This window comes from Sulfuricystis multivorans (genome assembly GCF_003966565.1).
GTDB lineage: Bacteria > Pseudomonadota > Gammaproteobacteria > Burkholderiales > Rhodocyclaceae > Sulfuricystis > Sulfuricystis multivorans.
The window spans coordinates 1163942-1186519 of sequence record NZ_AP018718.1 but is presented as its reverse complement, the minus strand read 5'-3'; the positions used below and the strand labels follow the sequence as shown (position 1 = coordinate 1186519).

Here is a 22578-nt window from a genome sequence, read left to right as displayed (position 1 = left end):
GGGTTACCATGTCCGTCATGCGCGTTGATAGGCATCCATGAAAAAAGGGGCCCTCGCCGACGCCCCTTTGGCCGTTTCTCAACGCGCAGCCATGTCCGGCACATCGCGCTTGGACGCACCGAGATAGAGCTGGCGCGGCCGGCCGATCTTCTGCTCTGGATCACCGATCATCTCGTGCCATTGAGCGATCCAGCCGATGGTGCGTGCCATCGCGAAGATGCCGGTGAACAGATTGGTCGGGATGCCCAAGGCGCTTTGCACGATGCCGGAGTAGAAATCGACGTTCGGGTAGAGTTTCTTCTCGATGAAGTATTCGTCTTCCAGCGCGATGCGCTCGAGTTCCATCGCCAGCTTGAACAGCGGATCGTCCCGCAAGCCCAGCTCGTCGAGCACCTCATGGCAGGTCTGGCGCATCAGCTTGGCACGTGGATCGTAATTCTTGTAAACACGATGGCCGAAGCCCATCAGGCGGAACGGGTCGTTCTTGTCCTTGGCGCGCTTGATGTATTCCGGCACGCGCGAGACGTCGCCGATCTCCTCGAGCATCTTGAGGCAGGCTTCGTTGGCGCCACCGTGCGCCGGACCCCACAGGCAGGCGATGCCGGCGGCAATGCAGGCGAACGGGTTGGCGCCGGAAGATCCGGACAGGCGCACCGTCGAAGTCGAGGCGTTCTGCTCGTGGTCGGCATGCAGGATCAGGATACGGTCGAGCGCGCGCGACAGCACCGGGTTCGGCTTGAACTCCTCGCAGGGCGTGCCAAACATCATGTAGAGGAAGTTCGTTGCGTAGTCGTAGTCGTTCTTCGGATACATGAACGGCAGGCCCATGTTGTAGCGGTAGGCCATCGCCGTGATGGTCGGCATCTTGGCGATCAGCCGGATCGCGGCTGTCATGCGATGTTCCGGGTTGTTGATGTCGAGCGAGTCGTGATAGAAGGCCGACAGGCCGCCGACCACCCCGACGAGTACCGCCATCGGATGGGCGTCGCGGCGGAACCCGTTGAAAAAGCGCGTCAGCTGGTCATGCACCATCGTGTGCTTGCGTACCCGGTTGACCCAATCGTCATATTGCGCCTGGTTCGGCAGCTCACCATTCTTGAGCAGATAGCAGACTTCCATGAAGTCGCACTTCTCGGCCAGCTGCTCGATCGGGTAGCCGCGGTAGAGCAACTCGCCCTTCTCGCCGTCGATGTAAGTGATCGACGATTTGCACGCTGCCGTAGACATGAAGCCAGGATCGTAGGTGAAGGCCCCCGTCTGGGCATAGAGCTTGGAAATGTCGATCACCTCCGGGCCGATGGTGCCGGAATAGACCGGGTATTCGGTGGTCTTGCCGTTGTAGGTCAAGGTGGCGGTTTTTTGCGTCATGCGTCAGTCCCCTGTCAAAGGTCTTCACTAGGAGTGGCCGGCTGCCGCAGCAGGTCGACCAGTTTTCCAAGCTCCGGATCGGTGCTTGCACATCGGCCCGAGAGCAACGCCCACAAATCGTGGTCATCCATCGCCAGCAGGCGTTCGAGCGGCCCGACCAGCGTCTCGTCCAGCTCCGTCGACTGCCGCTGCCAGAAGCGCTGCAGTAACAGATCGTTTTCCAGCAGCGCCCGCCGGCTCGCCCAGCGGAGCTTCTCGCTGCGGATGCGCTGCGCTTCCGTCATGATCAGATGGCACGCTTGACCATCATGTCCTTGATCTTGCCGATCGCCTTGGTGGGATTCAAGCCCTTCGGGCAGACATCGACGCAATTCATGATGGTATGGCAACGGAACAAACGATACGGGTCATTCAGGTTGTCCAGCCGCTCACTGGTCGCCTGGTCGCGAGTGTCGGCGATGAAACGGTAGGCGGCCAACAACCCTGCTGGCCCGACGAACTTGTCCGGATTCCACCAGAACGACGGACAGGCCGTCGAGCAGCAGGCGCACAAGATGCACTCATACAAGCCATTGAGCTCCTCACGATCCTCCGGCGACTGCAGCCGTTCGCGTTCCGGTGGTGGATCGTTGTTGATCAGATACGGCTTGATCGAGTGATACTGCTTGAAGAACTGCGTCATATCGACGATCAGATCGCGGATCACCGGCAGGCCGGGCAGCGGACGCAAAACGATCGGCCTGCCTTCTGGAAAACTCGCCAGATCGGTCAGACAGGCGAGGCCATTTCTGCCATTGATGTTGAGCGCATCCGAGCCACAGACGCCTTCGCGGCAGGAACGGCGGAAGGCGATCGAGTCGTCTTTCGCCTTCAGCTTGACCAGGGCATCGAGCAGCTTGCGGTCGGTACTGTCGACCTCGACTTCGATGTCCTGCATCCAGGGCTTGTGATCGCGGTCGGGATCAAAGCGGTATATGCGGAACTGGAGGGTGCGGCTGGTCATGGTTTTCGCTTCCTCAATAGACGCGTTTCTTGAGCGCGATGGTGTCGACGCTCAGCGGGCGCAGGTTGACCGACTTGTACTCGAGGCGATTACCCTCCTTGTACCAAAGGGTATGCTTGAGCCAGTTGTCGTCGTCGCGGCCATTCGGATGTTCCGGAGTATCCGGACAGTCGTCGCGCACGTGGGCGCCGCGCGATTCCTTCCTCGCCTCGGCCGAAATCATCGTTGCGACCGCGACCTCGCTCAGGTTGTCGAGTTCGAGCGCCTCGACGCGCGCAGTATTGAACACCTTCGACTTGTCCTTGATCTCGGTGCGCGCCACATCCTTCTGCACCTCGAGGATCTTCTCGACGCCTTCTTTCAACAGGCTGGCGAAGCGGAACACGCCGGCATGCTTCTGCATCGTGCGCTGCAGCTTAAGCCGCGTCTCGTGCACGTTGGCGCCGTCCTTTTGCGTGTCGAGGCGATTCAGGCGTTCGAGCGTGCGATCGAAGGCATCAGCCGGCAGCCCCTTGTGCGCCTTGGGTGATTTCTTCAATTCCTCGACGGCGGTTTCCCCCGCCGACTTACCGAACACCAACAAATCGAGCAGCGAGTTGGTACCCAGCCGGTTGGCACCATGCACCGAAGCACAGGCGCACTCGCCGGCGGCATAGAAACCCGGCACGATCTCGTTCTGGCTGCGCTTGCCCGGCACCACCACCTGTCCCAGGTAATTGGTCGGAATACCGCCCATCTGGTAATGCGCCGTCGGCACCACCGGGATCGGCTCCTTGACGCAGTCGACGCCGGCGAACTGGAGCGCGATCTCGCGAATCCCCGGCAGCCGCTTCATGATGGTTTCCGGATCGAGATGCGTGATGTCGAGCAGCACGTAATCCTTGTTCGGACCGCAGCCGCGGCCTTCATTGATCTCGGTGACCATCGCCCGCGACACGACATCGCGGGAGGCCAAGTCCTTGGCGTTCGGCGCATAGCGCTCCATGAAACGCTCGCCGTTGCTGTTCCTGAGGATGCCACCCTCGCCGCGCACGCCTTCGGTGATCAGCACCCCCGCACCGGCCACCCCGGTCGGGTGGAACTGCCAGAACTCCATGTCCTCGAGCGGAATGCCGGCGCGCGCCGCCATGCCAAGGCCGTCGCCGGTATTGATGAAGGCGTTGGTCGAGGAGTAAAAGATGCGCCCCGCACCGCCGGTGGCGAAGATGGTGGCTTTGGCATGAAAGGCATAAATCTCGCCAGTCTCCATTTCCAGCGCAGTGACACCGAGCACCTCGCCTTCGGCATCGCGGATCAAATCCAGCGCCATCCATTCGACGTAGAACTGCGTGTTGGCCTTGACGTTACGCTGATACATCGCGTGCAGCATCGCATGACCAGTGCGGTCGGCCGCGGCACAGGCGCGGCGTACCGGTTTTTCGCCGAAGTTCGACATGTGGCCACCAAAGGGACGCTGATAAATGCGGCCATTGTCGAGGCGATCGAAGGGCATGCCGTAATGTTCCAGCTCGATGACGACCTCATTGGCCTTGCGGCACATGAATTCGATCGCATCCTGGTCGCCGAGCCAGTCGGAGCCCTTGACGGTATCGTACATGTGCCAATGCCAGTGGTCTTCTTCCGAATTGCCGAGACTCGCGGCCACGCCGCCTTGAGCGGCGACGGTATGTGAGCGCGTCGGGAACACCTTGGTGATCACCGCGGTCTTGAAACCGGATTCCGAGAGCTGGAGCGCGGCACGCAGGCCGGCGCCGCCGGCGCCGACGATGACTGCATCGAATTTGCGGACTGTGACTTTCACGTTCAGAGCCTCCAGAGGATCCTCACCGCCCAACCGGCATAGCCGATCAGCGCCAGCAGGGTGAGGACATGCAAAGCGAGTTTGATGCCGGCGGGTTGGACGTAATCCATCCAGATGTCGCGCACGCCAACCCAGGCGTGCCAGCACAGCGCAATCACGAACAGGAAGGTGATGAAGCGCATCAGTTCGGCAGACATGAAGGCGCGCCAGGTTGCGAAACTCGCTCCTGCGCCCGAGGCCAGACCGACAGCGATCACCAGTGTGAACACGATCATGACAATGGCCGTGATGCGCTGGGCCAGCCAGTCGACCAAGCCATAATGGGCACCAACGATCTTGCGATTCACCATAGCTTCACTCCCAGGATCAAGGTCAGGGCCAGGCTCACCGCCAGTACGGCCTTGGCCGAAGCTGACGCCTGCGCCTTGGCGACGCCGACGTGAATATCGATGAGCAAAATGCGCATACCCATGAAAAAGTGATGCAGGAACGCCCACAACAAGCCAATCAGCAGGAGCTTGATGAGCGGGTGCGCGGCGATCGATTGAAATGTCGCGAAGGAATCAGGCGAAGTCAGCGACAGTTCGAGCAACCAGATCAGGAACGGCAGCATCAGGAACAACCCGAAACCGCTGACGCGATGCAGTATCGAAGCGATCCCCGCCACGGGAAGCTTTATCTGGAAGAGATTCAGATGCTTGGGACGCTTTCTGGCGATAGTGTTCATCGACCACTCCTTTCTTGTTTGCAGTGCACCATCTTACCTTCTGCTCGGCCGAACGATGGGCCGTTCAGGTCAATTCATTGAAATAGCAGTGCGACTCGGTCGAATACAAACCTCGCCGCCACTCGACCGGCCGATCGCCATAAGTGAAGCTGGTGCGCTCGACCGACAGCAGCGGACTGCCTTCGCGCACACCGAGCAGCTCGGCCGTGGTCCGGTCGGCGGCCACTGCGCGAATACGCTCTTCCGCCCGGATCATGCGCACCCCAAACTTCTCCTCGAACAGCGTATACAGGGAAACCCGTGATTCCTTCAGGACATCGAAGGTCAGCCCGGCGAAGATTTCGCCCGGCAGATAGATCTCGTCGAGCACGACGGGTTTGCCTGAAAATTCGAGCAAGCGACGCACGATGATCACGGGGTCGCCGGGCTGGATACCGAGGACGTGCGCGGCCTCCGGCCGGGCCTTGGCGCGCCAACATTCGAGGGGACGGCTGTGCGCCGGCTCGACACTGCCCGAGAGCGGCACCAAACGCAGGAAACGGAAAAAAGCGCGTGGATCGCTATGGCTGGCGACGAACGTACCTTTGCCTTGCTTACGCACCAGCAGGTTTTCGGCGGCCATCTCGTCGATGGCTTTGCGCACCGTTCCCTGGCTCACTTGGAAGCGGCTGGCCAGCTCGGCCTCACTGGGGATCATCTCTCCAGGTCGCCATTCCTGTTTTTCGAGCGCCTGGAGCATCAGACCCTTGATTTGACGATACAGCGGGCTGAAGGAAGGTGAATGTGCGATAGGCTGCCTTTTCATGTTCGCCATTCAAGCACAATTTTTTCATGACGTCCATAGATTATCATATATCTTATATCATTTATAAGATATTGATTGACACAACGCAGCAAACGCCACTATGATTTTCTGCTGCAATCTCTCTCATTCAACTCAAGGAGCCCGTCAATGACCAAGCCCCCCGTTCGTGTCACCGTCACCGGTGCCGCAGGTCAAATCGGTTACGCATTGCTGTTCCGCATCGCCAGCGGCGAAATGCTCGGCAAGGATCAGCCCGTGATTCTGCAAATGCTCGAGCTGCCCATCGACAAGGCCCAACAGGCATTGAAGGGTGTGATGATGGAACTCGAAGACTGCGCTTTCCCGCTGCTCGTCGACATGATCGGCACCGCCGATCCCAAAGTCGCTTTCAAGGATGCGCAGCAGGCGCTGCTGGTGGGCGCCAAGCCGCGCGGCCCAGGCATGGAACGCAAGGATCTGCTGCTCGAAAACGCGAAGATCTTCATCGAACAAGGCAAGGCGCTCGATGAGGTCGCCGCCCGCGATGTCAAGGTCATCGTCGTCGGCAACCCGGCCAATACCAACGCGCTGATCGCGATGAATACTGCGAAGAGCCTGCCGCGCGAGAACTTCACCTCGATGATGCGTCTCGACCACAACCGCGCGATCTCGATGCTTGCAGCGCGCGTAAAAGCGCCGGTGACCGATGTGAAGAACATGGTCGTTTGGGGCAACCACTCGCCGACGATGTATCCGGACATCCGTTTCTGCACTATCGCGGGCAGGCCAGCGCCCCAGCTCGTCGCTGACGATGCCTGGTACAAAAACGAATACATCCCGAAGGTCGGCAAGCGCGGCGCGGCGATCATCGAAGCGCGCGGCGCTTCCTCCGCCGCCTCGGCCGCCAATGCGGCGATCGACCACATGCGCGACTGGAACCTTGGCACGAACGGCGCATGGGTGACGATGGGGGTGGTTTCCGATGGTTCCTACGGCATTCCCGAAGGCATGATCTACGGCATGCCCTGCGTCTGCAGCAACGGCAAGTGGGAAATCGTCAAGGGGCTGGAGATCGACGTCTTCTCGCGCGAAAAAATGGACGCCACGCTCAAGGAGCTGCAGGAAGAGCGTGACGGCGTCAAACATCTGTTCGCCTGATCGGTGAGCACGGCACTTCATCCTTCGGAAGTGCTGTACGCAGGCGGCAAGCCGTTTTCGGCCCTTGCCGCCTGCGAACATTATGCCGGCAGCGAGAAGCTGATTCGCAAGGCACTCGACTTGCAGGCCAAGCTCGGGCCGATCTTCGATGTCACGGCCGACTGCGAAGACGGCGCGCCGGCCGGCCTCGAGCGCGAACATGCCGCGATGATCGCGGCGTTGATCGACTCGGCTGCCAATCGCCATGACCGTGTCGGTGCGCGCATCCATCCGGCCCATCATCCGTTGTGGCAGCAAGAGTTGGACATTCTCCTGGCGCGCGCCGGTCACCGCCTCGCCTACCTCGTGCTGCCCAAAGCCGAGTCGTGCGGCGACGTCGAAACCCAGATCGCCGCATTGGAAACGCTGCGCGAACGCTTGGCCATCGCGCGACCGATCCCGGTCCATGTGCTGATCGAAACGCCAGGGGCGCTCCATGAGGTCTGGCAGATCGCGCAACTTCCCCGGGTCGAATCGCTCGATTTCGGGCTGATGGATTTCGTCTCCGCCCACCACGGCGCGATCCCGGAGAGTGCGATGCGTTCGCCAGGGCAGTTTTCCCATCCACTGATCGTGCGCGCCAAATGCGAGATCGCCGCCGCGGCATTGGGCAATGGCATCGTGCCAGCGCACAACGTCACCACCGAATTCCGTGACCCATCCGTCGTCGCCGCCGATGCCCGCCGCGCCCGTGAGGAATTCGGCTATTTGCGCATGTGGAGCATCCATCCGAACCAGATCGAACCGATCGTCGCGGCAATGCAACCCAAAGCCGCCGAGATCGAAACCGCCGCCGCGATCCTCTGCGCCGCCCAGGAGGCCGATTGGGGGCCGATCCAGTGTGATGGTCGCCTGCACGACCGCGCCTCCTACCGCTACCATTGGGAGCTGCTACAACGCGCCCATGCCACGGGCGTGATGCTGCCGCCTGCGGCAGCGCGCTTTTTTTCATCCCACGCACCCGAAAGGAGATTCTGATGAAACGTTTGCTTGCTGCCCTCGCTGCCATCACGACACTCGCCGGCCATGCGCTCGCCCAGGAGATGTCACCCGGACTGTGGGAGCTCACCAGCGAAATGAAGATGCAGGGCATGGCCATGCCACCACAGAAATTCACTCATTGTTATACCCCTCAGGATCTCGCCGCCGGCAAGCAATACGGCATGGACGATAAGAGCAAATGCATGATCCGCAACATGAAGAACGCCGGCGGCAACATCAGTTACGAGATGACTTGCGAAGCCGATGGCAGCAAGATGACCGGCAGCGTCAAGGGGACGATGTCGGCCACGGCCTTCTCATTCGAACAAAGACTGCGCATGACGCCCGACGAAGGCATGGGCGACATGCTCTCGCTGATCAAAGGTCGCCGCATCGGCGACTGCAAAAAGTAAGCAAATCCAACCGACCTGACAGAAAGGAAGCCTGACCATGCTCGAAGCCTACCGGGCCCATGTCGCCGAACGCGCCGCCCTCGGCATTCCACCGCTACCACTTTCCAAACAACAGACCCAGGCGCTCGTCGAATTGCTGCAAAACCCGCCCAAGGGCGAAGAAGACTTCCTCGTCGAGCTGATCAGCCATCGCGTGCCGGCCGGTGTCGATGATGCTGCCGAGATCAAGGCGGCCTTCCTCGCCAAAGTCGGCGCGGGTAAGATCGCCTGTCCGCTGATCTCGCGCGTCAAGGCTGTCGAGCTCCTCGGCACGATGCTCGGCGGCTACAACGTCAAGCCGTTGATCGATTTGCTCGATGATCCGGAAGTCGGCGCCGTCGCGGCCGCAGGGCTCAAGAAGACACTCCTGATGTTCGACGCCTTCCACGACGTCGCCGACAAGGCCAAGGCTGGCAATGCGAACGCACAGGCCGTGATGCAGAGCTGGGCCGAAGCCGAATGGTTCACCTCACGGCCGGCAGTGCCAGAGAAGATCACCGTCACCGTCTTCAAAGTGCCGGGCGAGACCAACACCGACGACCTCTCACCTGCCCCCGATGCCTGGAGCCGCCCGGACATTCCGCTCCACGCGCTGGCGATGCTGAAGAATCCGCGCGAAGGCATCACGCCCGACAAGCCCGGCGAGCGCGGGCCGATCAGCCTGATCGAAGAACTGAAGAAGAAGGGCCACCCGGTCGCCTATGTCGGCGATGTCGTCGGTACCGGCTCTTCGCGCAAATCCGCGACCAACTCGGTGATCTGGTGGACCGGGGAGGACATCCCCTTCGTACCGAACAAGCGCTATGGCGGCTATTGCCTGGGCGGCAAGATCGCGCCGATCTTCTTCAATACCCAGGAAGACGCCGGCGCCTTCCCGATCGAATGCGATGTCACCCAGATGCAGATGGGCGATGTCATCGACATCTATCCGTATCAGAAGAAGATCGAGAAAGACGGCAAGGTGATCAGCACCTTCGCTTACAAGTCCGAAGTGCTGCTCGACGAAGTGCGCGCCGGCGGGCGCATCAACCTGATCATCGGGCGGGGGCTCACGGCCAAGGCACGCGAGTTCCTCGGCTTGCCTGCCTCGACGCTGTTCCGTCTGCCGAAGGCCCCGGTCGAAACCGGCAAGGGCTTCACGCTGGCGCAGAAAATCGTCGGCCGCGCCTGTGGCCTGCCGGAAGAAAATGGCAAGCAGCGGGGCATCCGTCCCGGCACCTATTGCGAGCCACGCATCACCACGGTGGGTTCGCAGGACACTACCGGGCCGATGACGCGCGATGAGCTGAAGGATCTGGCCTGTCTCGGCTTCTCGGCCGATTTCGTGATGCAGTCGTTCTGCCACACCGCCGCGTATCCGAAACCCGTCGACATCAAGATGTATAAGACCTTGCCCTCGTTTATCACTGCGCGCGGTGGTGTCTCGCTCAAACCCGGCGATGGCGTGATCCACTCGTGGCTCAACCGTTTCCTGCTGCCCGACACGGTCGGCACTGGCGGCGACAGCCATACCCGCTTTCCGATCGGCATCTCGTTCCCGGCCGGCTCTGGGCTGGTCGCCTTCGCCGCAGCGACCGGCGTGATGCCGCTCGACATGCCGGAATCGGTGCTGGTGCGCTTCAAAGGCCAGATGCAGCCGGGCATCACGCTGCGCGACCTCGTCAATGCAATCCCCTATGCGGCAATCCAAAAAGGGCTGCTGACCGTCGAGAAGAAGGGCAAGAAAAACGTCTTCAACGGCCGCATCCTCGAGATCGAGGGCCTGCCAAACCTCAAGGTGGAACAGGCCTTCGAGCTCTCCGACGCCTCGGCCGAGCGCTCCGCCGCCGCCTGCACGGTGCGCTTGAACAAGGAACCGATCATCGAATATCTGAAGTCGAACATCACGCTGATGAAGTGGATGATCGCCGGAGGGTATGAGGACAAGCGCACGCTGGCGCGCCGCATCCACAAGATGGAGGAATGGCTCGCCAACCCGCAGCTGCTCGAGGCCGATGCCGATGCCGAATACGCCGCAGTGATCGAGATCGACATGAACGAGATCAAGGAGCCGCTCTTGGCCTGCCCGAACGATCCGGACGACATCAAGCCGCTCTCACAGGTCGCCGGCGACAAGATCGACGAAGTCTTCATCGGTTCGTGCATGACCAACATCGGCCACTACCGCGCGGCCGCGACCGTGCTGGCCGGCAAGACCGACATCCCGACGCGGCTGTGGGTAGTGCCGCCGACCAAGATGGATCAGCAGGAGCTGATGGAGGAAGGCTATTTCGCGACCTTCGGCAAGGTCGGCGCGCGCATCGAGGTGCCGGGCTGCAGTCTGTGCATGGGCAACCAGGCACAGATGCATCGCGGCGCCACCGCGGTGTCGACCTCGACGCGCAACTTCCCAAACCGGATGGGGCTCGACACGCGCGTTTATCTCGCTTCGGCCGAACTCGCGGCGGTGGCGGCGCTGCTGGGCCGCATCCCGACGCCTGAGGAATATCTGGCGCAGGTGAATGGCATCCAACCCAAAGCCGGCGAGATCTATCGCTACCTGAATTTCGATCAGATCGCCGAGTTCAGGGAGATTGCCGAGAGCGTGGCGGTTTGATCAGGCGTTTCCTCAGCAGATGCGGGGAAGCTGGTCCCCCGCCAGCCAATCGACGACCCGCCGCCCACCCAACGAGGTGACGAGCTGCACGAAATGGTGATCATCGGCGACGACCTCGCCGATGATCGCTGCATTCGTTCCCAGCGGATGCGCGCGCATCGCCGTCAGCACGCGCTCGGCATCCGCTGCGGCGCAGATGCACAGCAACTTGCCCTCGTTCGCGACATGGAGCGGATCGAGGCCGAGGAACTCGCAGGCGGCAGCGACCACCGGGCGGATCGGAATCGCCTTCTCGTCGAGCATCATGCCCACCTGCGACTGGGTCGCGATCTCGTTGAGGGTGGCCGCCAGCCCGCCGCGCGTCGGATCGCGCAGCACATGGATGTCGGCACCGGTGGCGAGCATGTCGGCGACCAGCCCATTGAGCGCGGCCGTATCGGAGACGATCGGCGCCTCGAAAGCGATGTTCTCGCGCTGGCTCATGATCGCGACACCGTGATCGCCGAGTGTGCCCGAGACGAGGATCGCGTCGCCCGGCCGAGCGTTCGCGCCGCCGATGGCGCGGCCTTCCGGCAGCACGCCAACGCCGGTGGTGGTAATGAATATGCCATCGCCCTTGCCGCGTTCGACGACTTTGGTATCACCAGTCACCACCGGCACGCCGGCTTCATGGGCCGCTTGTGCCATCGAGGCGACGATGCGCGAAAGATCGGCGAGCGGGAAACCTTCTTCGAGGATGAAGCCCGCCGCGAGATAAAGGGGAGTGGCGCCCATCACCGCGACGTCGTTGATCGTGCCATGCACCGCGAGGCAGCCGATGTCGCCACCGGGAAAGAACAAGGGGGATACGACATGGCTGTCGGTGGCCATCACCAGCTGGCCCGAAAAACTCGGCGCTGGCAGCACGGCACCATCGTTGCCCTGGCCGAGATATTCGTTGCCGAGATGTTTCGCGAACAGCTCGCCGATGAGCTGCACCATCGCGCGGCCGCCCGCGCCATGCGCCATCTCGACGCATCCTCGCTTCAGGTCGAGCGGGCGCACGTAGCCGAGTTTCATCAGTTGCTCTTCTCGCGCGATGCGAGGATTGCCAGCATCTCCATCACCTGCTCGGGCTCGATGTCCATGCCGAGCTCGATCCCCGGATTGACCGCGATCGCGAAACCGGGCTCCATGCGCTCGACGACCCAGGAAAACTCGGCCAACAGACCGCCGCTATAACCAGGCACGTCGGCGAGGAAATCCTTGGCGCGCTCTGGACTCGTAAACAGCACGACGATCTTACCGCCCGCCTCATCCTCGACGACGAGCGGTGTTGCCTTGTTGGTGAGCTGCAAGCCCTGAATCCCGCTGTCGCGATCGTCCTTGATCGGGATGAAGATCTGCTGCGTGAGCAATTCACGCATGAATTCTTCTGCCGCCAGCTCGCCATTGATGGCGGCCAGCAGCTTCCGTTCTAGCTCGTTCTTCGCTTCCAGTGTTTCTGCCTGCATGATCTCTCCTGGAGAAAATGCCCTCAATCATACGCAAAGAGCGCGCTGGCGTAGGCCTGCAACGTGGTGGCATCGTAGCTGCGGATCGATTGCGCCAACGCCCTCGCTTGCGGCAGCTGATGATCGGCATAGAAACGCGCGCTGGCGATCTTCGCCTGGTAGAAGCGGGCATTGCCCACGCCTTCGCTAAGCCGCCGTTTGGCGATCTGCGCGGATTTGGCCAGCAGCCAGCCACCGGCGACCCGGCTCGACAGTTCGAGGAACGGTACCGAACCGGCAAACACGCCGAGTATGTTGCCCTTGAGGTTCTCGCCGATCCAGCGGGCTGCTTCTCCCCAGGCGGCCAGCGCCTTGGCCAAATGCGCGCCGATCGGCGCGAGATCTGCGTCGCCGCTGCCTGCGAGCTCCTTGCAGGTGGTCTCGACCATGCCCAGCAGCCGCATCAGCGTCGCTCCCTGGTCGCGCATCAGCTTGCGGCCGATCAGGTCATTGGCCTGGATGCCGGTGGTGCCCTCGTAGATCGTCGTGATGCGCGCATCGCGGAAATGCTGCGCGGCGCCGGTCTCCTCGACATAGCCCATCCCGCCATGTACCTGCACCGCCAGCGAGGTCGCCTCGATGCTCATCTCGGTGGCGCCGCCTTTGACCAGCGGGATGAACAGCTCACCCATCATGAGCGCCAGCTCGCGCTCCTTGGTATCGGGATGATGATAGGCGCGGTCGAACAGGCCCGAAGCGTAATAGGCGAGCGCCCGGTAGGCTTCGATGCGTGTCTTGATGGTCAGCAGCATGCGTTGCACGTCCGGATGCCGGTCGATGCTCACCGGCCCTTCGCCGCTGGCCAGATCGCGGCCTTGCTTGCGTTCGCGTGCGTAGGTCAGCGCCTGTTGGAAGGCCCGTTCGGCGATCGCCACGCCCTGGACGCCGACGGCATGACGTGCCGCGTTCATCATGATGAACATGTACTTGAGGCCGGCATTCGGCTCGCCGACCAGGTAGCCGACCGCGCCGCCGGCATCGCCATAGGCCATCACGCAGGTCGGGCTGGCATGGATGCCGAGCTTGTGCTCGATCGACACGCAGCGCACGTCGTTGCGGGCGCCGAGCGAGCCATCGGCATTGACCAGGAACTTCGGCACGACGAACAGCGAAATGCCCTTCACGCCGGCCGGCGCATCCGGCAGCCGGGCGAGCACCAGATGGATGATGTTCTCGGCGAGGTCGTGCTCGCCATAGGTGATGAAGATCTTTTGGCCGAACAACCGATAGGTACCGTCGGGCTGGGGTTGCGCGCGCGTGCGGATCAGCGCCAGATCGGAGCCCGCCTGCGGCTCGGTCAGGTTCATCGTGCCGGTCCATTGGCCAGAGATCATCTTCGGCAGATAGATCGACTTGATTTCCGGGCTAGCGGCGGTGAGAAGCGCATCGACGGCACCCGTGGTGAGCATCGGCCCGAGCGCGAACGACATGTTGGCGGCGTTCCACATTTCCTCGACGGCCACGCCCAGCGAATTCGGCAGACCCTGCCCGCCGAATTCCGCCGGCGCGGTCAAGCCGCCCCAGCCGGCCTCGCAGAACTGGTGATACGCTTCCTGCCAGCCCGGTGGCGTGATCACCGTGTCGCCTTCGAGCCGGCAGCCGGTCTTGTCGCCGACGCGGTTTAGCGGCGCAAGCACTTCGCCGGCGAATTTCGCCGCCTCGTCGAGGATCGCCGACACGACGTCCTCGCTGGCCTCCTCACACCCCGGCAATTGGCGGATTTCTGAAAGTCCCACGATCTCCTCGATCAGGAAACGCATCTCTTCGACGGGGGCCCGGTAGTCACTCATGTTTTCCACTCCTTGTCATATCGATGATCATCAAAATCGGCGCTGGCGGGACGGCATCATAGCCCGCACGATGCGGCACGGGCCGCGTCGAATTCGCGTTTCAGCCGCTCGACCAGCACGGCGGTATGCGGCACGTCCTCGATTCCCCCCACGCCCTGACCGGCGCCCCAGATGTCGCGCCAGGCCTTGGCGCCCTCGCTGGCGCGGGTGAATTCGAGCTTCGGCCCGTGGCCAGAAGGAAGCGCGGCAGGATCGAGGCCGGCCGCGAGGATGCTGCTCTTCAAATAATTGCCGGGCACGCCGGTGAAATACGGCGTATAGACGATGTCTTCGGCATGAGCGGCGAGGATCGCCTGCTTATAGGCGTCGCTGGCGTTGGCCTCCTGTGTGGCGATGAAGCGTGTGCCGAGGTAGGCGAAATCGGCGCCGAGTACCTGTGCGGCGAGGATCTGCCGTCCCTGGGTGATCGCGCCGGCGAGCGCCAGCGGGCCGTCATAGAACCGGCGCACCTCGGCCACCAGCGCGAACGGACTCAACGTGCCGCCATGCCCGCCGGCGCCGGCGGCCACCAGGATCAGGCCATCGACACCGGCTTCCAGTGCCTTTATGGCATGGCGCACATTGGTCACATCATGGAACACCAGTCCGCCATAAGCGTGCACCTGCGGCACGATCGCGCTCGGCGCACCGAGACTGGTGATCACCAGCGGCACGCGATGCGCGACGCAGCAGGCCAGATCGGCTGCCAGCCGTTCGTTGGTCGGGTGGACGATCAGATTCACCGCATACGGGGCGGCCGGCTGATCGGCGAGCGCCGCCTCGATGGTCGTCAGCCATGTGTCGAGCTTTTCGGCCGGACGCGCATTGAGCGCCGGAAACGCGCCGATGATGCCGGCCTTGCATTGGGCAATCACCAGTTCCGGCGTCGAGACGATGAACATCGGCGCGCCGATCACCGGCAACGTCAGATTCCTTTTCAGAGCTGCGGGAATCGGCATCAGCCCTGCTCCTTCAGCGCGCGGCGCAAAATCTTGCCGACGTTGGTCTTCGGCAGATCGGCACGAAATTCGACTTGCTTGGGCACCTTGTAGCCGGTGAGCAGATTCCGGCAATGATTGATCAGCGCCTCCGCCGTCAGGTTCGGGTCTTTCCTCACGACGAAGATCTTCACCGCCTCGCCGGAATGCTCGTCGGGCACGCCGATCGCCGCGACTTCGAGCACGCCGGGATGCTGCGCCACCGCTTCCTCGACTTCGTTCGGGAAGACATTGAAGCCCGAGACCAGGATCATGTCCTTCTTGCGATCGACGAGATAGACGAAGCCCTGCTCATCGACATAGCCGAGATCTCCAGTGCGTAGGAAGCCGTCGGGCAACAGCACGTTGGCGGTCTCGTCGGGGCGCTGCCAATAGCCTTTCATCACCTGCGGCCCGCGGATGCAGATCTCGCCGACCTGGCCGAGCGGCACCTCGTGACCGTCGTCGGCCCGGATCGAAACCTCGGTCGAGGGAATCGGCAGGCCGATCGAGCCGTTGAACTCGGTGATATCGATGGGATTGATCGTCGCCGCCGGCGAAGTCTCGGTCAGCCCATAAGCCTGCACCAGCGGCACACCGACCACCTGCCGCCAGCGCTCTGCGGTCGGCTTCAATACCGCCATGCCGCCACCGAGCGTCACCTTCATCGGCGAGAAATCGAGCTTGCCAAAGTCTTCGTTGTTGAGCAGCGCATTGAACAGCGTATTCACGCCGGTGATCACCGAGACCGGATACTTGGCCCATTCCTTGACGAAGTGCGGGATGTCGCGCGGATTGGCGATCAGCACGTTGCGCGCCCCCATCAGCAGGAACACCAGGCAGTTCGCGGTCAGCGCGAAGATGTGATAGAGCGGCAGCGCGGTGACGATCACCTCCTTGCCTTCCTCGATCTTGTGCGCGATCCAGGCATGCGCCTGCAGCATGTTCGCGCACAGATTCCCGTGCGTGAGCATCGCGCCCTTCGAGACGCCGGTGGTGCCACCGGTGTATTGCAGGAAAGCGAGATCGTCATGCGCGAGCGGCACGGCCGTGAAACCGTGCCGCCGACCTTCGGCCAGCGCCTGTTTGAAGCCGATCGCCTGGGGCAGGCTCCAGGCGGGCACCAGCTTTTTCACGTGGCGGACGACGAAATTGACCAGCATGCCCTTGACGCCCAACAATTCCCCAAGCGGTGTGACGATCACATGGCGCACCGCAGTTTTGTCGATCACCGCCTGCAACGTGTGAGCAAAGTTCTCCAGAATCACGATTGCGCTCGCCCCCGAATCCTCGAGCTGATGTTCGAGCTCGCGCGGCGTGTAGAGCGGATTGCAATTGACCACCACGCAGCCGGCAAGCAAGACACCGAACAGCGCTACCGGATACTGCAGGACGTTGGGCATCATCAGCGCGACGCGATCGCCCTTCTTCAGCCCGCGCGCCTGCAGCCAACCGGCAAAAGCCTGCGCATCGGCGAGAAGCTGACGGTAGCCGATCCCCTTGCCCATCGACAGATAGGCAATCTGATCGGCATATTTCGTGCAAGCGTGCTCGAACACCGCCGCCAGGCTCGCGAAGCGCGACGGGTCGATCTGTGCCGGCACGCCGGGCGGATAGCTCTTCAACCAGACCTTTTCCATCGCCAGTCTCCTCCTCGTTTTGATTCAGACATTGTCACCGACGGAGATCAATGGCCGAGCAGAGCTTGTTTCAGCGACTCTTCAGCCGGCTTCTCGCCCAGCCACACCTTCAGTACTGCCGGGCCGATGCCTTCATCGGCGATCCTGCCTTTTGGCTTGCCATTGTGAGCGATCGCCAGCCCATCGGCGCTGAAGTCGAGCGTCACCGTGTCGCCTGGCAGGACCTTGCCGATCGCGCGCATCGTCGCCGCGAGCGCCTCGATCGAGGTCTTGAGCACGGCGCGCTCGGCGTCGGTCAAATTGTTTCGCAAGCCTTCCTCTAGCGCGCCATAGAGCGTTTCGGCATCAAGCTCGCGCAACATCGACAGCACGACTCGCCGCGCGCCGGGGCTGCTGATCACCGCCGTGGCCTCGCGGCTCGGCTTTTCGACATACAGCGCCGCCACATAGACCTTGAAGAACAGCTTGGTGCGCAGGCCGGCCCCATTGAGCGTCAGCGTCTTACCTGCAGTCTGCACCCGCTCTTCGACCTTGACGCCGGCCACTTCCAGCGCCTTCGCCGCACCGGCTGCGCCGAGCAGTGCCGCGAACACCAGGGCCGATATCGTTTTCTTGCCAATGCTCCGCATACGCCTCCTCCTGGCGAACGCTTCAGACGCGCTCGAAGATTCCCGCCGCACCCATGCCGGTGCCGATGCACATCGTCACCATTCCATAGCGCCCGCCGGTACGCCGCAGGCCATGCACGACGGTGGCGGTGCGGATCGCGCCCGTCGCACCGAGCGGATGTCCCAGCGCGATTGCACCGCCCAATGGATTCACCTTCGCCGGATCGAGCCCGAGCTCGCGGATCACCGCCAGCGACTGCGCCGCGAAAGCCTCATTGAGCTCGATCCAGTCGAGATCCTCTTGCTTGACGCCGGTCGCGGCAAGCACCTTCGGGATCGCCGCGATCGGACCGATGCCCATGATCTCCGGCTCGACCCCCGCAGCGGCGAAGCCGACGAAGCGCGCTTGCGGCGTCAATCCGAATTCCTTCAGCGCGCGCTCCGACATCAACAGCACCGCCGCGGCGCCATCCGACATCTGCGAGGAGTTGCCCGCCGTCACCGACCCCTTGGCATGGAACACCGGCTTCAGTTTCGCGAGCTTTTCCATCGCGCTGTCGGCACGGGGTCCCTCATCGTTCTCGGCGACGAACTCACGCGTCACGATTTCACCGGTGGCGAGGTTCGGTAACTGCTCGCGCACCGTGTAAGGCGTGATCTCGGCCTTGAAATGGCCGGCCGCGATCGCCGCCAACGCACGGCGATGCGATTCGAGCGCGAAGGCATCCTGATCTTCGCGCGTCACCTGCCAGCGCGCTGCCACCTTCTCGGCGGTCAGTCCCATGCCATAGGCGATGCCGACGTTCTCGTCCGAGAACACCGCCGGATTGATCGCCACCTTGTTGCCCATGATCTGTGGCATCACGGTCATCGACTCGGTACCGGCGGCGATCATCACGTCGGCGTTGCCGAGGCGGATCTGGCTGGCCGCATCGGCGACCGCCTGCAAGCCCGAGGCGCAAAAGCGGTTGATCGTCATCCCCGGTACCGACACCGGCAGACCAGCGAGCAGCAGGCCGATGCGCGCGACGTTCATACCCTGCTCGGCTTCGGGCATCGCACAGCCGACGATCACGTCGCCGATGCGCTCCGGATCGAGTTGCGGAACTTCGGCGACGACGGCACGAATCGCGTGCGCGAGCATGTCGTCGGGCCGCACATGGCGGAACATGCCGTTCTTCTTCGCCACCGGCAGCCGCTTGGCGGCAACGATGTAGGCGTCCTGGATTTGCTTGTTCATCTGATTCTCCTCAATTTCGCAGCGGCTTGCCGGTTTCCATCATGTGCGCGATGCGCGCCTGCGTCTCGGGTGTGCGCAGCAGACGCATGAACTCGCGGCGCTCGATGGTCAGCAGCCATTCCTCGTCGACACGGCTGCCGGTCTCGATTTCGCCACCGCACAGCGCCACTGCCGCCGCCTTGGCGACCCGGTAATCGTGCGCCGAAATCATCGCGCCCTCTTTCATATTGACCAGCATCATCTCGCAGTTGGCGATGCCGGTGCGGCCCGCGACCGGAATGTCGCGCGCCGGCAACGGCGGAACGAAGCCCGCATCGGCCAGCGCGCGCGCCTGTTTCAACGCCACATAAAGCAGCTCCTTGGCGTTGAAGCGCACCGTGTCGGCCTCCCGCGCGAAGCCGTAGTCGATCGCCTCCAATGCACTGCCGGCCACCTTGGCCATCGCGATGGTCTGGAACACCGTCTGCAGGAACGGGAACACCTCGTTCGGGGTGGCCGTCTGAGCCGCCAGCGCGGCGGCCCGGACGGCGAACTCCTTGCAGCCGCCGCCTGCCGGGATCAAGCCGACACCGGCCTCGACCAGGCCGACATAGCTTTCGAGCGCCAGAACTCGGTGTGCGCAGTGCATCAGGAATTCGCAACCGCCGCCCAAGGCCATGCCCTCGACCGCCGCCACCACCGGCACCTGCGCATATTTCAGCGCTTGCGAGGTGCGCTGGAATTTCTCCACCGTGGCTTCGAGCAGATGCCATTCAGAGGCCTGGATCGCCTGCAACACCTGTTTCAGGTTCGCGCCGACCGCGAACGGCGCCGGATGCCAGATCACCAGCCCGTCGAGCTTCTCCTCGGCCAGGCGCACGGCGGCCTGGATGCCGTCGAGCACCTCGTTGCCGAGCGTATGGTTCTTCGAAATCACCGAGAGGATGCCGATGCTGGCATCGATCTCTGGCAGGCGCCACAGTCGCACACCCTCGTTGGCGTAGAGCGTCTCGCCTGCCACCTCGGGCAACCGTGGTGCCTCGCCGACCAGGATTTCCGGGAACAGCTGACGACGATAGACCGGCAGCGTCGAGCGCGGCGCATAAACCGCGTTGCGCGCCGACCAGGAGCCATGCGGCGTATGCACGCCTGCGCGACCATCGCTCACCCAGGCCGGCAGCGGCGCGGCACTCATCGCCTTGCCGGCAGTGATGTCGGCCGTGATCGCCTCGGCGGTCGCCTGCCAACCCGCCGCCTGCCAGGTCTCGAACGGGCCGAAGGCCCAGCCGAAGCCCCAGCGCAGCGCCAGATCGACATCGCGCGCGTTGTCGGCGATCTCGGCCAGATGAAACGCCGCATAGTGGAACAGATCGCGGAAGATCGCCCAGAGGAATTGCGCCTGCGGGTGCGGGTTCGCGCGCAGCTGGGCAAACTTCTCGGCCGGATTCTTGAGCTTCAGGATCGCCGCCACTTCCTCGGCCACGGTCTTTCCTGACGCACGGTAATCGCGTGCAGCGAGATCGAGGACGAGAATCTCCTTGCCCTGCTTGCGGTAGATGCCGGCACCCACCTTCTGGCCCAGCGCGCCCTGCTCGATCAGCAGCGTGAGCCAGGCTGGCACCTGGAAATGCGCATGCCACGGATCGTTCGGCAAAGCTTGCTGCATCGTCTTGACGACATGAGCGAGCGTGTCGAGTCCAACGACATCGGCAGTGCGGTAGGTCGCGCTCTTCGGTCGGCCTATCAGCGGCCCGGTGAGCGCATCGACCTCATCGAAGCCCAGCCCAAAGGCCTGCGTGTGATGGATCGCGGCCAGCATCGAAAAGACGCCGACGCGGTTGGCGACGAAGTTGGGCGTATCGAACGCGCGCACCACGCCTTTGCCCAGACGCATCACCAACCAGGTCTCCAGATCGTCGAGCAGCTGGGGCTGGGTCGCCGGCGCGGCGATCAGCTCGACGAGATGCATGTAGCGCGGCGGGTTGAAGAAATGAATGCCACAGAAACGGGAGCGCAGCGTTTCGGGAAGCGTCCCATCGAGCGCCGCCAGCGACAGCCCCGAGGTGTTCGAGGCGAGGATCGCGCAAGATGCGAGATGCGGCGCAATCTTCGCATAGAGGTCTTTTTTCCAGTCGAGCCGTTCGGCGATCGCTTCGATGACCAGATCGCAAGCGGTGAGCTTCACCAGATCCTCGTCGTAATTGGCCGCTTCGATGTAGGGCAGAACACGCGCCGTCGCCAGCGGTGTGGGCTTCAGCTTCTTCAGCCCGGCCAGCGCCTTGTCGACGATCGCGTTCTTGTCGCCGTCTTTGGCCGGCAGGTCGAACAGCAGCACCGGCACCCGCGCATTGGCCAGATGCGCGGCGATCTGCGCGCCCATGACGCCGGCGCCGAGCACGGCGACGCGCTTGATGGTCAAATTTTCCACTTCCCTCTCCTCAGAGTAAAACGAACGTTTGAATTGTAAGCCGAAACATCGACTGCATGTCAAGAGCTATGCAAAAAAAAGCCCCCGGGGGAAAGCCGGGGGCGCAAAACTGGAGGAAAATTAAAAGCCGTGGTTGTATTGCACCGAGAGAAGGTCGGCCGTCGTCTCGAAGCTGCCCCTCACGGTATGACTGAATGGCGCTTGAGCCCCCGTGTAGGTCACCTGCCGCGTCGTCGAGACATCCTTGAAAAAGATGTGTGTATAGCCGAAATCCCATGACGACTGCTTGCTCGTCTTCCACTTCGCCCCGAAAGACAACCATGTGCGATCGGCATCTGGAAGTGTCATAGTGCGGTCGGCGTCGCTCTGCACCGGAGTCTTGTCATAAGCGATACCGAATCGCAGCTTCCAGGCATCGTTCCACTGGTAATTCACGCCGAAGCCGACCCGGTAGGTGTCGTCGAAGTTATAAGACAGTGAGTTAACCTGGACACCGCTTGAAGCGTGATAGACGGGCAAAGACTTCACTGAGCTCCAACCCGTCCAAGTGTAATCGGCCAGAAGTTGCGTCCGCTCGTTCAGCTGATGGCTAACCGCGATCGAGAAACTGTCGGGCGTTTCGAGTCTCGATCGAATAGCGAAGCTTTGGGTGGGCACGCCGACGACGATCTGATTGCCTTCCAGATCGAATTTGATTTTCGAGCGGTAGGCAAGTCCAAGGCGTGTGTTTTGGGAAAGATTGAACATCACACCAGCATTCCAACCCCAGGCATCGTCATCGCCTTCAAGTATCGCCGTCGTTTGGGTTGCAACACCTATCGGCGTTTTTAAACGAAATTCGACTTCATTTTTGGCCCAATTGAGACCGAAGCCCAAAGAAACCGTTTCGTTTACCTTCCAGGCAACTGAAGGATTGATGTTGATCTGCTTCAGATCAGCGTAATAGCCGGAAAAACGGCCGATGAAACTCTGGTCGTATTCGGTGACGTTGCCAAATGTCGGGGAGATACCCAACCCCAGCCGCAGATTCGGCGACAAAGCGTAGCTAAAGTAACCCGCCGGAATCAAAGCCACACCTCCAGCATCCCCACCATTATCGCCCGTAAAGGTTGGTACCGTCGTCCCCTTGTTGGTGAATTCGATCGAGCGCACGAGGATAGTGCCTGCCACCGAAAGATGATGGCCTGGAGAGAGATTCATCATTCCGGCGGGGTTGAAAAAGATAGTCCCGGCATCTTCGGCGGCTGCAGCAGCACCGGCAAAGGCATTGCCATTGCCCGAGCCGGTCTGATTCTGCAAAGCAAAACCCGACGCCCATGCGCCGCCCGATGCAAGAGCGGCCAGCGCCGCGGCGAGAATCCTTGGGGTGAAGCGTTTGTGCATTTTGACTCCTCCTTTGCTACGTTGAATGGGGAAAACCACTACGAAACCGATTA

The 22578-nt window shown here is 62.2% G+C and carries 20 protein-coding genes; 4 read left to right on the top strand and 16 right to left on the bottom strand.

Annotation, left to right across the window (positions count from 1 at the left end; genetic code table 11):
- Positions 1 to 78: 78 nt before the first annotated feature.
- The 7 genes from gltA to EL335_RS05965 form a co-directional block, all read right to left on the bottom strand.
- Positions 79 to 1368 carry a citrate synthase gene (gltA, locus tag EL335_RS05995; protein ID WP_126445056.1) on the bottom strand — a complete coding sequence of 430 codons (1290 nt, stop codon included), beginning with the start codon at positions 1366 to 1368 and terminating at the stop codon, positions 79 to 81.
- Between the two features lie 14 nt (positions 1369 to 1382).
- Positions 1383 to 1652, bottom strand: coding sequence for an FAD assembly factor SdhE (locus EL335_RS05990; protein ID WP_126445054.1), 270 nt, complete (start codon positions 1650 to 1652; stop codon positions 1383 to 1385).
- A gap of 2 nt (positions 1653 to 1654) precedes the next feature.
- The gene (locus EL335_RS05985) at positions 1655 to 2371 is read right to left on the bottom strand and encodes a succinate dehydrogenase iron-sulfur subunit (protein ID WP_126445052.1); all 717 of its coding nucleotides are present in this window, start codon (positions 2369 to 2371) and stop codon (positions 1655 to 1657) included.
- Positions 2372 to 2384: 13 nt separating this feature from the next.
- Positions 2385 to 4172: a succinate dehydrogenase flavoprotein subunit gene (sdhA, locus tag EL335_RS05980; protein ID WP_126445050.1), complete on the bottom strand. Its 1788-nt coding sequence runs from the start codon at positions 4170 to 4172 to the stop codon at positions 2385 to 2387.
- A gap of 2 nt (positions 4173 to 4174) precedes the next feature.
- The gene (gene sdhD, locus EL335_RS05975; protein ID WP_126445048.1) at positions 4175 to 4522 is read right to left on the bottom strand and encodes a succinate dehydrogenase, hydrophobic membrane anchor protein; all 348 of its coding nucleotides are present in this window, start codon (positions 4520 to 4522) and stop codon (positions 4175 to 4177) included.
- Entirely contained in the window at positions 4516 to 4899 is a 384-nt protein-coding gene (gene sdhC, locus EL335_RS05970; protein WP_126445045.1) for a succinate dehydrogenase, cytochrome b556 subunit, read from the bottom strand. The genes sdhD and sdhC overlap by 7 nt, the downstream gene beginning before the upstream one ends.
- Before the next feature lie 64 nt (positions 4900 to 4963).
- Positions 4964 to 5704 carry a GntR family transcriptional regulator gene (locus EL335_RS05965; protein ID WP_126445043.1) on the bottom strand — a complete coding sequence of 247 codons (741 nt, stop codon included), beginning with the start codon at positions 5702 to 5704 and terminating at the stop codon, positions 4964 to 4966.
- A gap of 147 nt (positions 5705 to 5851) precedes the next feature.
- Here EL335_RS05965 and EL335_RS05960 point away from each other — a divergent pair, with 147 nt between their 5' ends.
- Genes EL335_RS05960 through acnB form a run of 4 tightly spaced genes read left to right on the top strand, consistent with a single transcriptional unit; the run spans position 5852 to position 10909 of the window.
- Positions 5852 to 6841 (top strand): malate dehydrogenase, encoded by a 990-nt coding sequence (locus tag EL335_RS05960; protein ID WP_126445041.1) that lies wholly within the window; start codon positions 5852 to 5854, stop codon positions 6839 to 6841.
- Positions 6842 to 6844: 3 nt separating this feature from the next.
- Positions 6845 to 7858: an HpcH/HpaI aldolase/citrate lyase family protein gene (locus EL335_RS05955; RefSeq protein WP_126445039.1), complete on the top strand. Its 1014-nt coding sequence runs from the start codon at positions 6845 to 6847 to the stop codon at positions 7856 to 7858.
- Positions 7858 to 8274, top strand: coding sequence for a DUF3617 domain-containing protein (locus tag EL335_RS05950; protein ID WP_126445037.1), 417 nt, complete (start codon positions 7858 to 7860; stop codon positions 8272 to 8274). Before EL335_RS05955 ends, EL335_RS05950 begins: the two co-directional genes overlap by 1 nt.
- A gap of 37 nt (positions 8275 to 8311) precedes the next feature.
- Complete coding sequence (acnB, locus tag EL335_RS05945; RefSeq protein WP_126445035.1) at positions 8312 to 10909, top strand: bifunctional aconitate hydratase 2/2-methylisocitrate dehydratase; 2598 nt, start codon at positions 8312 to 8314, stop codon at positions 10907 to 10909.
- Positions 10910 to 10921: 12 nt separating this feature from the next.
- Here acnB and hypE read toward each other — a convergent pair whose 3' ends face one another.
- The 9 genes from hypE to EL335_RS05900 form a co-directional block, all read right to left on the bottom strand.
- On the bottom strand, positions 10922 to 11968 hold the full coding sequence (gene hypE / locus EL335_RS05940) for a hydrogenase expression/formation protein HypE (RefSeq protein WP_126445033.1): 1047 nt from the start codon (positions 11966 to 11968) through the stop codon (positions 10922 to 10924).
- A complete protein-coding gene (locus tag EL335_RS05935; RefSeq protein ID WP_126445031.1) occupies positions 11968 to 12402 on the bottom strand; it encodes an SseB family protein in 435 nt (144 codons plus the stop codon). Before EL335_RS05935 ends, hypE begins: the two co-directional genes overlap by 1 nt.
- Positions 12403 to 12425: 23 nt before the next feature.
- Positions 12426 to 14231 carry an acyl-CoA dehydrogenase C-terminal domain-containing protein gene (locus tag EL335_RS05930; RefSeq protein ID WP_126445029.1) on the bottom strand — a complete coding sequence of 602 codons (1806 nt, stop codon included), beginning with the start codon at positions 14229 to 14231 and terminating at the stop codon, positions 12426 to 12428.
- A gap of 56 nt (positions 14232 to 14287) precedes the next feature.
- Positions 14288 to 15229, bottom strand: a complete 942-nt coding sequence (locus tag EL335_RS05925; RefSeq protein ID WP_126445027.1) for an NAD(P)H-dependent flavin oxidoreductase — start codon at positions 15227 to 15229, stop codon at positions 14288 to 14290.
- Positions 15229 to 16887: a long-chain-fatty-acid--CoA ligase gene (locus tag EL335_RS05920; protein ID WP_126445025.1), complete on the bottom strand. Its 1659-nt coding sequence runs from the start codon at positions 16885 to 16887 to the stop codon at positions 15229 to 15231. Before EL335_RS05920 ends, EL335_RS05925 begins: the two co-directional genes overlap by 1 nt.
- A gap of 47 nt (positions 16888 to 16934) precedes the next feature.
- Entirely contained in the window at positions 16935 to 17516 is a 582-nt protein-coding gene (locus EL335_RS05915) for a chalcone isomerase family protein (RefSeq protein ID WP_126445023.1), read from the bottom strand.
- 22 nt (positions 17517 to 17538) lie between these two features.
- Positions 17539 to 18735, bottom strand: a complete 1197-nt coding sequence (locus EL335_RS05910; RefSeq protein WP_126445021.1) for an acetyl-CoA C-acyltransferase — start codon at positions 18733 to 18735, stop codon at positions 17539 to 17541.
- Between the two features lie 10 nt (positions 18736 to 18745).
- Entirely contained in the window at positions 18746 to 21142 is a 2397-nt protein-coding gene (locus EL335_RS05905; protein ID WP_126445019.1) for a 3-hydroxyacyl-CoA dehydrogenase/enoyl-CoA hydratase family protein, read from the bottom strand.
- 120 nt (positions 21143 to 21262) lie between these two features.
- Positions 21263 to 22525 carry an OmpP1/FadL family transporter gene (locus tag EL335_RS05900; protein ID WP_126445017.1) on the bottom strand — a complete coding sequence of 421 codons (1263 nt, stop codon included), beginning with the start codon at positions 22523 to 22525 and terminating at the stop codon, positions 21263 to 21265.
- Positions 22526 to 22578: the final 53 nt, after the last annotated feature.